The 11,949-nt window shown below is 72.6% G+C and carries 12 protein-coding genes; 5 read left to right on the top strand and 7 right to left on the bottom strand.

Annotation, left to right across the window (positions count from 1 at the left end):
• Positions 1-73: 73 nt before the first annotated feature.
• Positions 74-457 carry an ArsR/SmtB family transcription factor gene (locus tag Msi02_RS13290; protein ID WP_079314054.1) on the bottom strand — a complete coding sequence of 128 codons (384 nt, stop codon included), beginning with the start codon at positions 455-457 and terminating at the stop codon, positions 74-76.
• A 66-nt stretch (positions 458-523) separates the two neighbouring features.
• Between Msi02_RS13290 and Msi02_RS13285 the strand changes: the two genes are divergently transcribed.
• The gene (locus Msi02_RS13285; RefSeq protein WP_275414130.1) at positions 524-2,524 is read left to right on the top strand and encodes a heavy metal translocating P-type ATPase; all 2,001 of its coding nucleotides are present in this window, start codon (positions 524-526) and stop codon (positions 2,522-2,524) included.
• Positions 2,525-2,594: 70 nt separating this feature from the next.
• Positions 2,595-2,993 carry a VOC family protein gene (locus tag Msi02_RS13280; protein ID WP_079314075.1) on the top strand — a complete coding sequence of 133 codons (399 nt, stop codon included), beginning with the start codon at positions 2,595-2,597 and terminating at the stop codon, positions 2,991-2,993.
• Positions 2,994-2,998: 5 nt separating this feature from the next.
• Here Msi02_RS13280 and Msi02_RS13275 read toward each other — a convergent pair whose 3' ends face one another.
• Together Msi02_RS13275 and Msi02_RS13270 are read right to left on the bottom strand one after the other, a co-directional pair.
• Positions 2,999-3,706, bottom strand: coding sequence for a helix-turn-helix transcriptional regulator (locus tag Msi02_RS13275; protein ID WP_204048624.1), 708 nt, complete (start codon positions 3,704-3,706; stop codon positions 2,999-3,001).
• 28 nt (positions 3,707-3,734) lie between these two features.
• Positions 3,735-4,745 carry an NAD-dependent epimerase/dehydratase family protein gene (locus tag Msi02_RS13270; protein WP_204048623.1) on the bottom strand — a complete coding sequence of 337 codons (1,011 nt, stop codon included), beginning with the start codon at positions 4,743-4,745 and terminating at the stop codon, positions 3,735-3,737.
• 84 nt (positions 4,746-4,829) lie between these two features.
• On the opposite strand from Msi02_RS13270, the gene Msi02_RS13265 reads away from it, so the two are divergent.
• The gene (locus Msi02_RS13265) at positions 4,830-5,279 is read left to right on the top strand and encodes a MarR family winged helix-turn-helix transcriptional regulator (RefSeq protein WP_079314056.1); all 450 of its coding nucleotides are present in this window, start codon (positions 4,830-4,832) and stop codon (positions 5,277-5,279) included.
• A 43-nt stretch (positions 5,280-5,322) separates the two neighbouring features.
• Here Msi02_RS13265 and Msi02_RS13260 read toward each other — a convergent pair whose 3' ends face one another.
• Entirely contained in the window at positions 5,323-5,985 is a 663-nt protein-coding gene (locus tag Msi02_RS13260) for a response regulator (protein WP_204048622.1), read from the bottom strand.
• Positions 5,982-7,157 carry a sensor histidine kinase gene (locus tag Msi02_RS13255; RefSeq protein ID WP_204048621.1) on the bottom strand — a complete coding sequence of 392 codons (1,176 nt, stop codon included), beginning with the start codon at positions 7,155-7,157 and terminating at the stop codon, positions 5,982-5,984. Before Msi02_RS13255 ends, Msi02_RS13260 begins: the two co-directional genes overlap by 4 nt.
• A gap of 558 nt (positions 7,158-7,715) precedes the next feature.
• On the opposite strand from Msi02_RS13255, the gene Msi02_RS13250 reads away from it, so the two are divergent.
• Positions 7,716-8,039, top strand: a complete 324-nt coding sequence (locus Msi02_RS13250) for a VOC family protein (RefSeq protein ID WP_079314060.1) — start codon at positions 7,716-7,718, stop codon at positions 8,037-8,039.
• Between the two features lie 108 nt (positions 8,040-8,147).
• Here Msi02_RS13250 and Msi02_RS13245 read toward each other — a convergent pair whose 3' ends face one another.
• Positions 8,148-9,791, bottom strand: a complete 1,644-nt coding sequence (locus tag Msi02_RS13245) for an ABC-F family ATP-binding cassette domain-containing protein (RefSeq protein ID WP_204048620.1) — start codon at positions 9,789-9,791, stop codon at positions 8,148-8,150.
• Between the two features lie 105 nt (positions 9,792-9,896).
• On the opposite strand from Msi02_RS13245, the gene Msi02_RS13240 reads away from it, so the two are divergent.
• Positions 9,897-10,625 (top strand): TetR/AcrR family transcriptional regulator, encoded by a 729-nt coding sequence (locus Msi02_RS13240; protein WP_204048619.1) that lies wholly within the window; start codon positions 9,897-9,899, stop codon positions 10,623-10,625.
• Positions 10,626-10,756: 131 nt separating this feature from the next.
• Here the strand turns inward: Msi02_RS13240 and Msi02_RS13235 are convergent, their stop codons facing one another.
• Positions 10,757-11,581 (bottom strand): DUF8189 domain-containing protein, encoded by an 825-nt coding sequence (locus Msi02_RS13235; RefSeq protein ID WP_204048618.1) that lies wholly within the window; start codon positions 11,579-11,581, stop codon positions 10,757-10,759.
• Between the last annotated feature and the right edge of the window lie 368 nt (positions 11,582-11,949).

The raw sequence follows: 11,949 nt of genomic DNA, 5'->3' as shown, positions 1-11,949 counted from the left end.
TGGCACTACGCCCTATGCCTCGTCCGAGGCCCTGGTCCGCTGACCGGGAGGAGCGGTTTCGGCGGCGGGTGTGTCAGGAGGCGGCGCGGGCAGGCCGTGCCGCAGTGGCGGACGACGGCTCGTGGTCGTGGTCTTCGCCGCGGTCGATGTGGTCGGCGTGGAACAGGCCTTCGGCCAGCAGGCGGCGCACGTGCTCGTCGGCGGCGCTGTAGTAGACGAAGGTTCCCTCGCGCCGGCCTTTGACCAGTCCGGCCAGGCGCAGCTTGGCCAGGTGCTGGCTGACCGCGGTCGGGGCGGCGCCGGCGAGTTCGGCCAGGCACGCCACCGACGACTCGCCCTGCAGCAGCGCCCACAAGATCTTGATGCGCGTGGGATCGGACAGCAGCCGGAACGACTCGGCGGCCAGGTGCACCTGTTCCTCGTTCGGCATCTCGAAGTCGGGCAGCGAGGTGTGCATGCCGCCAGCATAGCCCCGAACCCTGCTATTTGCGTACCTGCATGACTGCGCATATAAGCTGGAAGGGTGACGACAGACCTGACCACGCGCCCCGCTCCCCGGGCCGACGCCGCACCCGGCCGCCCAAGGGGCTGGTGGCAGTCCGGGGCCGGATCACTGCCCGAGGTGCGCTGGGCCATCGCGGCGACCGTTCTGTTCGCCGCCGGCGGCGTCTGCCAGCTGGCCGGGGCGCCCTCCTGGCTGTGGTGGGGACTGTATCTGGCCTGCTATGCCGCCGGTGGGTGGGAGCCGGGCCTGGCCGGGCTGCGGGCGTTGCGTGAGCGGACGCTGGATGTCGACCTGCTGATGGTCGCCGCGGCGATCGGCGCCGCCGCGATCGGACAGGTCTTCGACGGCGCGCTGCTGATCGTCATCTTCGCCACCTCCGGTGCGCTGGAGGCCGTGGCGACCAAGCGCACCGCCGACTCGGTACGCACCCTGCTGACCCTCGCCCCCGACAAGGCCAACCGGCTGGATCCGGCGGGACAGGAGGAGGTCGTCGAGACCGCCGATCTGGCCGTCGGCGACGTCATCGTGGTCCGGCCCGGGGAGCGCATCGGCGCCGACGGTCTGGTGGTCGACGGGGCCGGCGACGTCGACCAGGCGACCATCACCGGCGAGAGCATCCCGGTGGACAAGCAGACCGGCGACGAGGTGTTCGCCGGCACCGTCAACGGCGCCGGGATGCTGCGGGTGCGGGTGGGCCGCCCGGCCGGCGAGACGGTGATCGCCCGGATCGTGGCCATGGTCGAGCAGGCCAGCGCCACCAAGGCCCGCACGCAACTGTTCATCGAGAAGGTCGAGCAGCGCTACTCGGTGGTCATGGTCGCCGCCACCCTCGCGCTGTTCGCGATCCCCCTCGCGCTGGGTCAGGACCTGCAGGGCAGTCTGCTCCGCGCGATGACGTTCATGATCGTCGCCTCGCCGTGCGCGGTGGTGCTGGCCACCATGCCGCCGCTGCTGGCCGCCATCGCCACCGCCGGCCGCCACGGTGTGCTGGTCAAATCGGCGGTGGTGATGGAACAGCTCGCCGACGTCACCCAGGTGGCCTTCGACAAGACCGGCACGCTCACCGAGGGGCGCCCGCACCTGACCCACATCCGCGCCCTGCCCGGCAGCGGCCTCAGCGAGGACGAACTGCTCACGCTCGCGGCCGCCGCCGAGGACGGCTCGGAACACCCGCTCGGCCGGGCCGTCACCGCCGCCGCCCGCGGCAAAGGGCTGCGCCTGCCCCCGGCCACCGGCTTCACCGCGGTGCCCGGACGGGGCGTGCGCGCCCACGTCGCCGGTCACCTGGTCGAGATCGGCAGCCCCGCGCACCTGCTCCCCGAGGGGGACGCCGAGGCCGGCCCGGCCCGCGCCCTGGCGGCCGAGCTCGAAGACGGCGGGCACACCGCCGTGGTGATGCTGCTGGACGGCCGCCCGGCCGCAGTGCTGGCCCTGGCCGACCGCATCCGGCCCGGCGCACCCGACGCCGTGGCCCGCCTTCGCGCCCTCATCCCGGCGCCGCCGGTGCTGCTGACCGGGGACAACCCCCGCGCCGCCGCCCACCTGGCCGCACAGACCGGCATCACCGACGTCCGCGCCGGCCTGCTGCCCGACCACAAGGTCGACGCCGTACGCGACCTGCAACAGCAAGGGACACGGGTGGCGCTTGTCGGCGACGGCGTCAACGACGCCCCCGCCCTGGCCACCGCACACACCGGCATCGCGATGGGCCACACCGGCGCCGACCTGACCCTGGAAGCCGCCGACGCCGTCATCACCCGCGACGAGCTGGCCACCATCCCCGCGGTGATCGCCCTGGCCCGCCGCGCCCGCCGCCTGGTCATCGCCAACCTCGCCATCGCCGCCACGTTCATCGCCGTACTGGCGGCCTGGGACCTGCTCGGCGACCTGCCACTGCCGCTCGGCGTCGCCGGGCACGAAGGCTCCACCGTCATCGTGGGCCTCAACGGCCTGCGCCTCCTGCGCGGTACCGCCTGGCGACGCGCCGCCGCCACGGCCGCCCCGGCGGGGGGACGCTGACGGCCACGACTGCGCTGAGTGTCCGATACGTTCAAGACGGCGGACCCGGCCGCCTCCTACCGTGGCCGTCATGGCACCTGCGTTCGATCTCATCGGCCTGGTCGTGACCGACATGGCCGCCTCCCTGTCCTTCTACCGGCGGCTCGGGCTGGACATCCCGCCCTCCGCCGACACCGAGCCCCACGTCGAGGTGACCCTTCCCGGCGGGCTGCGCCTCGCCTGGGACACCGTCGCGACCGTCCGCTCGTTCGACCCTTCCTGGTCTCCCGCGTACGGCGGGCCGCGCATGGGGCTCGCCTTCCGCTGCGACAGCCCGGAGGAGGTCGACCGCCTGTACGAGGACCTGGTCAAGGCCGGATACGAGGGACACCTGCCGCCGTGGGACGCATTCTGGGGGCAGCGCTACGCGACGGTGCACGACCCGGACGGCAATGGAGTGGACCTGTTCGCCGCCCTGCCCGCCGGCTGACGGCGTCAGCCGATCAGCGCGCCGAGGGTCACGCCGGTCAGCGACCTCACCTCACGAGACAGGTGGGCCTGGTCGGCGTACCCGGCCACGGCGGCCACCGTGGCGAACGGCGTGCCCCCGCGGGCCAGGTCCACCGCCCGGTTCATCCGCAGGATGCGGCCGAGCGTCCGCGGCCCGTACCCGAACGCCTCCAGGCACCGCCGGTGCAGCCGCCGCTCGCCGATCCCCGCGCCGGCGGCGATCTGCGCCACCGGCAGTCCCGCACGCACGCCCTCCATGACGGCGCCGACGAGAGCGGCGTCCACAGGGCGGGGTGCAGCGCCCAGCCGGCGCGCCGCCTCCTCCTCCAACACCGCGCCAAGGCAACGGCCCGAATCGGCGGCCTCGCCCGCCCGCTCGGTCAGCCGCCGTGCCTCGGCGCCCTGCCACAGGTCGGCCAGCGGCACCCGCCGGTCGCGCAGCTCGTGCGCCGGGACCCCGAAGACCATCGGGCCGGTGCCCGGGCCGAAGCGCAGCCCCACGTAGCGGGCGCCGGGCCGGTCGGTCACCACGTGTGCGGCGGTGTCCGGCCCCGCCACCAGCAGCACGCCGTCCGCCCAGATCACGTCCATGCACCCGTCCGGCAGCACGCGCCGCTCGGCGGCTCCGGAGCCGGGGGAGGTGCTCCACCACAGCACCGCGTCCCGCACACGCGACGCCCTCTCCCCGTACATGCCCGGCATTATCCCGCGCGCGTGGCGATCAGCGGGAGTTGCCCGCCCGCAGCCAGCCGACGTAGTCGGCCACGGCCCGGTCGAGGTCGTAGCCGGGGGCGTAGCCGGTGTCCTCTTGCAGCCGGGAGATGTCGAGACAGGCGTCCACGGCGGGCGCTCCCGGGGAGCGCCCGGGAAGCAGTACGGGTGCCGCCCCCGGCACGGCCCTGCCGATGGCGGCGGCGACTTCCTGGTTGGCGACGGCCCGCCCGCCGCCGATGTTGTAGGTGCGGTGGCGTAGCGCCGCGGTCGTCTGCAGGAGCGCGAGCGCCCGCCCGCAGTCGCGCGCGTAGCACATGTCGATCGCGTCCCCCGCGTAGGAGGGCGCCGCCTCGCCTGGGGTGCCGCCCTCGCCGGGGGCGGCAGGGGAGACGGCGGAGACGCTCGCGCCGCCGTCGGCCGCCGCGTGGCGCGCGGCGGCGTGGACGAGCCGGGGCGCGGCGAAGAATGGCGAGGACGGCCTGCCCAGCGGACCCCAGATCGCCCCGATCCGGGCGGCGACCACGTCCAGCCCGGATGATGCGGCGACGTCGGCGACGATTTCGGCGATCTTCTTGCCGGCCGGGATCGGATGCGGGCTCCCGACCGGCAACGGGGTGTCCTCGCGGAGGGCGGGGCCCGCGACCCCCGCGTACACGCCGATCGTGCTCGCGACGACGACGCGGCCGACGCCCCACTCCCGCGCGGCGCGCAGCACGGTGAACAGCCCGGCCGTGTTCGCCGACAGCTCGTCCAGTGGCGCCGATGCGCCCATTCCCGCCGCGGCCAGGTGCACGATGCCGGTGACGCGGTGACGTCTGCCGACCGCCAGGACGCTGCCGGGGTCGGTGCAGTCCATCGGCTCCACCACGGCCCGCCCGTCCCGCACCTCCCGCTCGTTCACCAGGGCCGGCGGCGGTCCCGCCGCCCGCTGGCCGAGCACGCAGCGTTCGCCGAGGTCGAGCAGGGCCCGCACGGTGTGCGCGCCGATGAAGCCGCGGCCGCCCGTCACGAGGATCATCCGGATCCCTCCCATTCGATAGCAAGCTAATGATCAGCGTAACGGCGAGATCGCTAGCAGGCAAACGAATCGTAGGATGGCCAGGTGACCGAAGTGCTGAGGCTGCTCACACGGGCGCAGAAGCTGTTACGTGCGGCGGCGGACGAGGCCATGAGCCGCCACGGCGTGCGCGTGGGACAGAACCTCGTGCTGGAGGTCCTGTGGGAGACCGACGGGCTGACGCCGGGGGAGCTGGCGGCCCGCCTGCAGGTCACCACCCCGACCGTCGTCAACACCGCCACCCGCATGGAGGCGGCCGGACTGCTCGTACGGCGCCGCGACCCGGCGGACGGCAGGCTCGTCCGGCTCCACCTGACCCCGAAGGCCCGCGCCGCGGAACAACCGATCGCCGAGGCCAGGCGCCTGCTGGCCGAACACGCCACCGCCACCCTCACCGACGAGGAGCGGCGCCACCTGCACAGCGCGCTGAAGAAGATCATCGAACGGATGACCGCCTCCGCGCCACCTCCCGGTCCCGGCGAGGACGGGGATTGAGGAACACCCGCGTCCGGACTCCGCCATGAGCCCGGGGACGCCGTCAGCGCGGCAGCGTCACGAGCCCCAGCTCATAGGCTGTGATCACGAGCTGGACCCGGTCGCGGGCGCCCAGCTTGGTGAGTAGCCGTGACACGTGCGACTTTGCGGTGGCCACCGTGATGAAGAGGTCCTCCGCGATCTCCGTGTTCGACCGGCCCCGCCCGACCAGGGTCAGCACTTCGCGTTCCCGCTCGGTGATGCCCTCGATCGGCCGTTGGGAGCGCCCCGGGGCGGCTCCGGGGCGCCGGACGAAGTCCGCGATCAGACGGCGCGTCACGCTCGGCGCGATGAGCGCGTCGCCGGCGGCGACCACGCGGATCGCCGCGAGGATGTCGTCCAGCGCCATGTCCTTGACCACGAAGCCGCTCGCGCCGGCCCGGAGCGCGCCGTACACGTGGTCGTCCTCGTCGAATGTGGTCAGGACGAGGACGCGGGTCGTCGCCGGGCCGGCCGTGATCCGGCGGGTGGCCTCGATGCCGTCCATGCCGGGCATCCTGATGTCCATCACCACGACGTCGGGGCCGAGGTCGCCGACCAGCCGCACCGCTTCGGCGCCGGTGGCGGCCTCACCGACGACCTCCAGGTCGGGGTGGTCGGCGATGAGCACGCGCAGCCCGGACCGCACCAGCGGCTGGTCGTCGGCGAGCAGGATCCGGACGGTCATGGGGCCTCCACCGCGACTGGGGCGGGTTCGGGCAGCGGCAGCCGGGCCGCCACCCGGAAGCCGCCCTCGGGGCGCGGCCCGGCGCTGAGGTGGCCGTTGAGCAGGCCGGCCCGCTCCCGCATGCCGACGATGCCGAAGCCGTGCGCCGATCCGTTTCCGGTGGCGCCGCACCCGTCGTCGACGACCTCCACCGACAGCTCCTCGTCCCCGAAGTCGATGGCCACCCGGCAGTGGCCGGTGCCCGCGTGGCGGACCACGTTGGTCAGCGCCTCCTGCACGATGCGGTAGGCGGCCAGATCGATGTCCGCCGGCAAAGGACGCTGCTCCCCACTACGGCGCACGTCGACCCGCACCCCCGCGTCCGCGGTCACCGCCGCCAGTTGTTCGACGTCTGCCAGGCCCGGCGAGGGTGCGAGCGGCGACCGCTCCGAGCCGATCGCGCCCCCGCCGGCCTGACGGAGCGCCACAAGCGTGCGCCGAAGGCTCGACAGGGTCTGCCTGCTGGTGGCCTCGATGGCGCGCAGCGCCTCGCCGGCCTCCGCCGGCTGGGTCTGTATGACCCGGCTCCCCACACCGGCCTGGATGGTGATGATGCCGATGCTGTGCGCGACCATGTCGTGCAGCTCCCGTGCGATCCGCAGCCGTTCGGCGGTCACGGCCTCGGCCACCTCCTGCGCACGCAGCGCCGCCGCGTGTTCGCGGCGCTCGCGAATCAGGAGGCCGGCCATGCACGATGCGGCCATCGCCAGGAGCGCGATGACCCCGTTGACGGTCAGGTCGTTCCCGCCTGAGAAGCCGCCGATCACCAGGAGTTGCACGGTGAAAGACACGGCCGAGGCGACGATCGAAGCCCGGCGTGCGCAGGTGGCGACGACGAAGCCCAGGACGAGTTCCACCGCCAGATACGACAGGAACCGGCCCTGGTACGCCGTCGCCAGGCTCTCATAGACGGAGCCCCGACTGCCCACCACCACAGCAGTGGATCCGAACAGCGCCATCGCCAGTGCCAGCAGCGGCTTCCGCCGCACCATACCGGCGAGCAGGCTCACGGCGAGCAGGGAACCGGCAGCCTGGACCGTGCCCGGCGCCCCCGTCGCGCCCCCCACCAGCAGGCCCACCATGAGGAGGTAGGCGACACCCCCCGCCCAGGCCGCGGCCTTCGTTCTCGTCATCGCCGGTGTGCCCTCTCGCGAACAACGCCGCGGCGAGCGGCGCGCGCAGGCGACGGGGTGGCCGTTAGGGGGTCCATGCCGCGAGACTAACCGGCCGCCGCAGAGGCGGCATCGGCCCGGAGACGTACGCCCGCAGGCCAACCCGGCCGCGCGACTGCCGCCCACAGCCCCATGCCCGGACGGCGCACTGCCCGGCATCGACGGCACCACCCGTGCGAGCCACCGGGGAAACAGGCGTCAGCGTTCGCCGACGCCCTTGACCATGACGTACTTGCGCAGGCCCGGGTCGCGCGGATGGAGTTGGTATGACCTCGGGACGCACCCACATGCCGAAGAGCTCGACGGCCCCGGCCCGGTCCGCCGGGACACGCGAGTGCCGCCAGCCGCAGACGGCGCCAGGTAGGCCAGTCCTCGCCGCCGAGACGGCGTATGACAACCGGGTTCATGCGTGCGATCCCTGCCTCTTCCTCGGAAGATCCTCCTTCTGCCATGGTCGAGATCCGTACCGGCCTGGACAACGGGTCCAGCCACGATCAATCGGTACGCCGAGGGGGAAGAATGAGCATTCGCCTGGGTGGCGTGGTCATCGACGCCAACGACCTCGACGGGCTCGCCGGGTTCTGGAGCCGGCTGCTGGAGCGGGACATCACCCGCCGCGAGGACGACTGGATCAGTCTCGGTCCCGATCTGGCCCTGCAACGGGTCCCCGAACCCAAGACCGTGAAGAACCGCATCCACCTGGATCTGGTCGCCGACGACTTCGCCGGCGCCGTCGCCCGCGCCGCCGCGCTCGGAGCCACACCGGTAGGGGAGATGCACGAGAACCTCTGGCAGGTCTGGCGCGATCCCGAGGGCAACGAGTTCTGCGTCTGCGTCTCCTGACGCGGCCGCGGAACGAGCTGGCCCTGGCCGCGGTTCCCGCGCCCGGCCCGCCGCGCACGGTGTGCCCGGCCGGCCGTGCGCGCGCCTGCCCGTCCTGACGGCACGGCGTCAGTGTCCACGCCTGACCCGGGCCTCGTCCCACACCGGCTCGGCGCTCTCGTACACCGTCCCGTCAGCGCCGAAGACGAGGAAGCGGTCGAAGTCGGCGGCGAACCAGCGGTCGTGCGTGACGGCCAGGACCGTGCCGGAGAAGGACGCCAGCCCCTGTTGCAGGGCCTCGGCACTGGCCAGGTCGAGATTGTCGGTCGGTTCGTCGAGCAGCAGCAGGGTCGCCCCCGACAGCTCCAGCAGCAGGATCTGCAACCGCGCCTGCTGCCCGCCGGACAGGGTCTCGAACGGCTGCCCGGCGGCCGGCGCGAGCTCGTAGCGGGCCAGCGCGGCCATCGCATCGTTCAGCGTGAGCGCATGCCCGGACGTCACCAGCTCGGCGGGGGTGCGTCCATGCAGCTCGGGCCGGGCATGGGTCTGCACGAAGTGGCCGGGCACCACCCGCGCGCCCAGCCGTACGGAACCGCTGTGGCGCACCGGGGGAGCCGCGCCTCTGGGGACCGCGCTGTCGGCGGCCTCGGCCAGCAGCCGCAGGAAGTGCGACTTGCCCGAGCCGTTCGACCCGAGGACGCCCACGCGCTCGCCGTACCAGATCTCCACGTCGAACGGCCGCATCAGCCCGGTGAGCTCCAGGCCCTCGCAGACCACGGCGCGTTTGCCGGTCCGGCCGCCGCGCAACCGTATCCGCACGTTCTGCCGCCTGGGCGGGCGTTCGGGCGGCCCCGCCTGCTCGAACCGTTCCAGCCGGGTGCGGGCGGCCCGGTAGGCGGACGACAGCGCGTCGTTGTTGGCCGCCGTCTGCCGGAGGGTCTGCACCAGGCGCCTGAGCTTGGCGTGCTCCTCGTCCCAGCGGCGCCGCCGCTCCTCCAGCCGGTCGATGCGGTCACGGCGGCCCTGGGCGTAGGTGGCGAAACCCCCGCCGTGCACCCACACGCCGCGCGACTCCACCGTGACGATGCGGTCCGCGACCTCGGCCAGCAACCGCCGGTCGTGGGAGACCAGCAGCACCGTCTTCGACGTGGCACGCAGCCGCCCCTCCAGCCATTGCTTGGCGGGCACGTCCAGGTAGTTGTCCGGCTCGTCCAGCAGCAGCACCTGGTCGGGGCCGCGCAGCAGCGCCTCCAGCACGACCCGCTTCTGCTCCCCGCCCGACAGGGTGCTCACCGGCCGCCGCCGGACCGCATCGTAAGGCAGGCCCAGCGCCGCCGTCGCGCAGGTGTCCCACACCACCTCCATGTCGTAGCCGCCGGCGTCGGCGTAGTCGCCGATCGCCTGCGCGTAGGCCAGTTGCGCCGCCTCGTCGTCACGCTCCGCCAGCGCCGACTCCGCCCGCCGGAGGGCCACCGCGGCGGTCCTGACCCGCTCCGGAGCCACGGACAACAGCAGGTCGTGCAGGGTCCGGTCGTCACGGACACCACCGATGAACTGCCGCATCACCCCCAGCCCGCCCGAGTGGCTCACCCGGCCGTCGTCCGGGCGCAGATCTCCGGCGATCAGCCGCAGCAGCGTGGTCTTGCCCGCGCCATTCGGCCCCACCAGCCCGGCCTTGACGCCCTCGCCGACGCGGAACGACACCTCGTGCAGGAGTAGCCGCCCGTCCGGCAGCACGTAGGTGAGCCGGTCCACCTCCACATGTCCCGCCACCGTCGTTCCTCCCCACCATCCGGACCGACGTTCCAGTCACCGGATCAATGATCCAGTGCTCGATCACCATACTAGACTCGCCTCGGAGCGAGGAGGAGGAGCGAAGTGGCGGGGAAAGGTTCGGGATCGGCCGGGGACGTGTGGCTGCGGCCGCCCGCGCGGGCGGCGCGCGAGGCACCCCCGCTCAGCCGGGAACGGATCATCGAGGAGGCCGTCGCACTCCTGGACGAGGAGGGCACCGACCGGCTGACCATGCGCCGGCTCGCCGAGCGCCTCGGCACCGGCTCGACCACCTTGTACTGGCACCTGAAGACCAAGGACGACGTCCTCGACCTCGCCCTCGACGCGATCTTCGCGGCGGTCGAGATCCCCGCGGACGACGGCCGCGACTGGCGTGCCGCCGTCACCGCACTGATCACCCGGTGGCGCGCCGTCCTCCTGGACCACCCCTGGTCGGCGGCGCTGCTGGGCCGCCCGATGCTCGGCCCCAACGTGCTCGCCCGCAGCGAGTTCCTGTACGCCACCCTCGTGAACGCCGGGGTCGCCGAACCCCACCTGACCGCCGCGGCGTACGGGCTGTCCAACTACGTCATCGGGTCCGCGCTCATGCAGGCGACCTGGACGGCCGGGGGAGAGCAGGCCACAGGACAGGCCGCCCGTGAGCGGTTCCGCGCCGAGAGCGACCGGTATCCCGTCCTCGCCGCCCATGGTCCCCTGGTCGTGGACGGTGACTGGGACACCAGCTTCGCCCTCGGCCTCCAGTGGCTCCTGGACGGCATCCAGGCGAGCGCGGCCGTTCCCGGCGAGGCGCCCACGAAGTCCCGGAGCGAGTAGCCGGGGCTGTCATCCCCGGAACGGCCCGCGCCGGCCCCGGCCGTACCGCCATCACCGTGGCCGCGTTCAAGCCAACAGGGTGGGCCAGGCCGACGCCTTCCTCGTGAGGACCTCGATCGTGAGCGAGGGCTCTAGAAAGGGAAAGACCGACGCCAGATGGTGCTCTCCCGGCCCAGGTGAAACACCTGCAGTCCCTGCGAGAACGGAGCAACACACGTCGGTCCCTGGAAGGTGATCCCGCCGAGGTTCTCCCAGCCGGACCAGCCGTTCTCGAACCATTTGTGATAGACAGCTTGATCAGTACCGGTGTGGAACACGTCGATACGCCCGGGTCCCCAGGAGCAGGCGGCCAATCCCAGGTCGGTGATGCCGCCGATGAACTCCCAGCCGGACCAGCCGCCGCCGTCACGCCACTTGTGGTGAATACCGCGATCGTCGCCTACCGCGAATACGTCCAGGCGGCCGGGTCCCCACGACGCGATCGCCGGCGTGGCCCTCCGGAAGTGCCCGCCGAGGTTCTCCCAATCGGACCATCCGTTGGCATACGTCCGGTGATACATCGCGAGGTCGGAACCCACGGCGACAACGTCGTAGCGCCCCTCCCAGGAGCACGCGGCCGGTGAGGAGGCGAGCCAGGCCTCGGCCGGTCTGCCTAGATCCTGCCAGCCGTGCCAGCCGCCGTCCCGGTACACGTATTGCAGTCTCGATCCGCCGTTGACGAACAGCATCAACTGCTCGCCCCAGGCCGCCGCGGCACCCTGAGCGTATGTGGAAACCGCGTACGGCTGGCCGATGTTCTCCCATCGGCTGTCGTCCCAGGGAAACTCCCTGTGCCACCAGTTCTGTCCGGGTTCGTGCTCTTTGGCGAACAGATGGACGACCGCCGTGCGCTCCCGCGCGGCCGCCGGAGCACTTTGCCAGAGTCCGTCGATTTCCGTCCATGGAGTCCACGACATGTTGCTCCCACGGCACTCGCGTAGCGGCCTGCATGGCGAATATGACACCCGGCAGAAGATCTATCAATGGAATCCGGGACAGCGCTCGCGCCGGAATGAAAAAGTGCTCGACGGCCGGGTTCTCGGCGGCGGCACCTCCGCTTTACCCGTTATGAGACAAAGGCACCAATCCGGCGCCCGGTGCCCCTATTCGCTCCGACACCCCTCGCTCCTGGCCCCCGCAGCGATAGCGGCGGCCGCGGCCTCGTCCAGCCGACGCCACCGCTCCGGATCGTTGCGCTTGCCGACCTCGGCGCGGCTGACGCGACGCTCGCGCACGTCGCCTTCAGGGTCCACTATGGCTGGCCGGTTGTGAGCGACCGCCTGGT

Source organism: Microbispora siamensis (assembly GCF_016863095.1).
In the GTDB taxonomy this organism is placed as follows: domain Bacteria; phylum Actinomycetota; class Actinomycetes; order Streptosporangiales; family Streptosporangiaceae; genus Microbispora; species Microbispora siamensis.
The sequence above is the reverse complement of the archived record's forward strand: the minus strand, read 5'-3'. Positions and strand labels throughout refer to the sequence as shown.

Excerpts from the sequence above, each read along its gene's own strand:
- Msi02_RS13290 (WP_079314054.1), bottom strand. The coding sequence starts at position 457 with ATGCACACCTCGCTGCCCGACTTCGAGATGCCGAACGAGGAACAGGTG.
- Msi02_RS13280 (WP_079314075.1), top strand. The coding sequence starts at position 2,595 with ATGGCACCTGCGTTCGATCTCATCGGCCTGGTCGTGACCGACATGGCC.
- Msi02_RS13275 (WP_204048624.1), bottom strand. The coding sequence starts at position 3,706 with ATGTACGGGGAGAGGGCGTCGCGTGTGCGGGACGCGGTGCTGTGGTGG.
- Msi02_RS13270 (WP_204048623.1), bottom strand. The coding sequence starts at position 4,745 with ATGATCCTCGTGACGGGCGGCCGCGGCTTCATCGGCGCGCACACCGTG.
- Msi02_RS13260 (WP_204048622.1), bottom strand. The coding sequence starts at position 5,985 with ATGACCGTCCGGATCCTGCTCGCCGACGACCAGCCGCTGGTGCGGTCC.
- Msi02_RS13255 (WP_204048621.1), bottom strand. The coding sequence starts at position 7,157 with ATGACGAGAACGAAGGCCGCGGCCTGGGCGGGGGGTGTCGCCTACCTC.
- Msi02_RS13250 (WP_079314060.1), top strand. The coding sequence starts at position 7,716 with ATGAGCATTCGCCTGGGTGGCGTGGTCATCGACGCCAACGACCTCGAC.
- Msi02_RS13235 (WP_204048618.1), bottom strand. The coding sequence starts at position 11,581 with ATGTCGTGGACTCCATGGACGGAAATCGACGGACTCTGGCAAAGTGCT.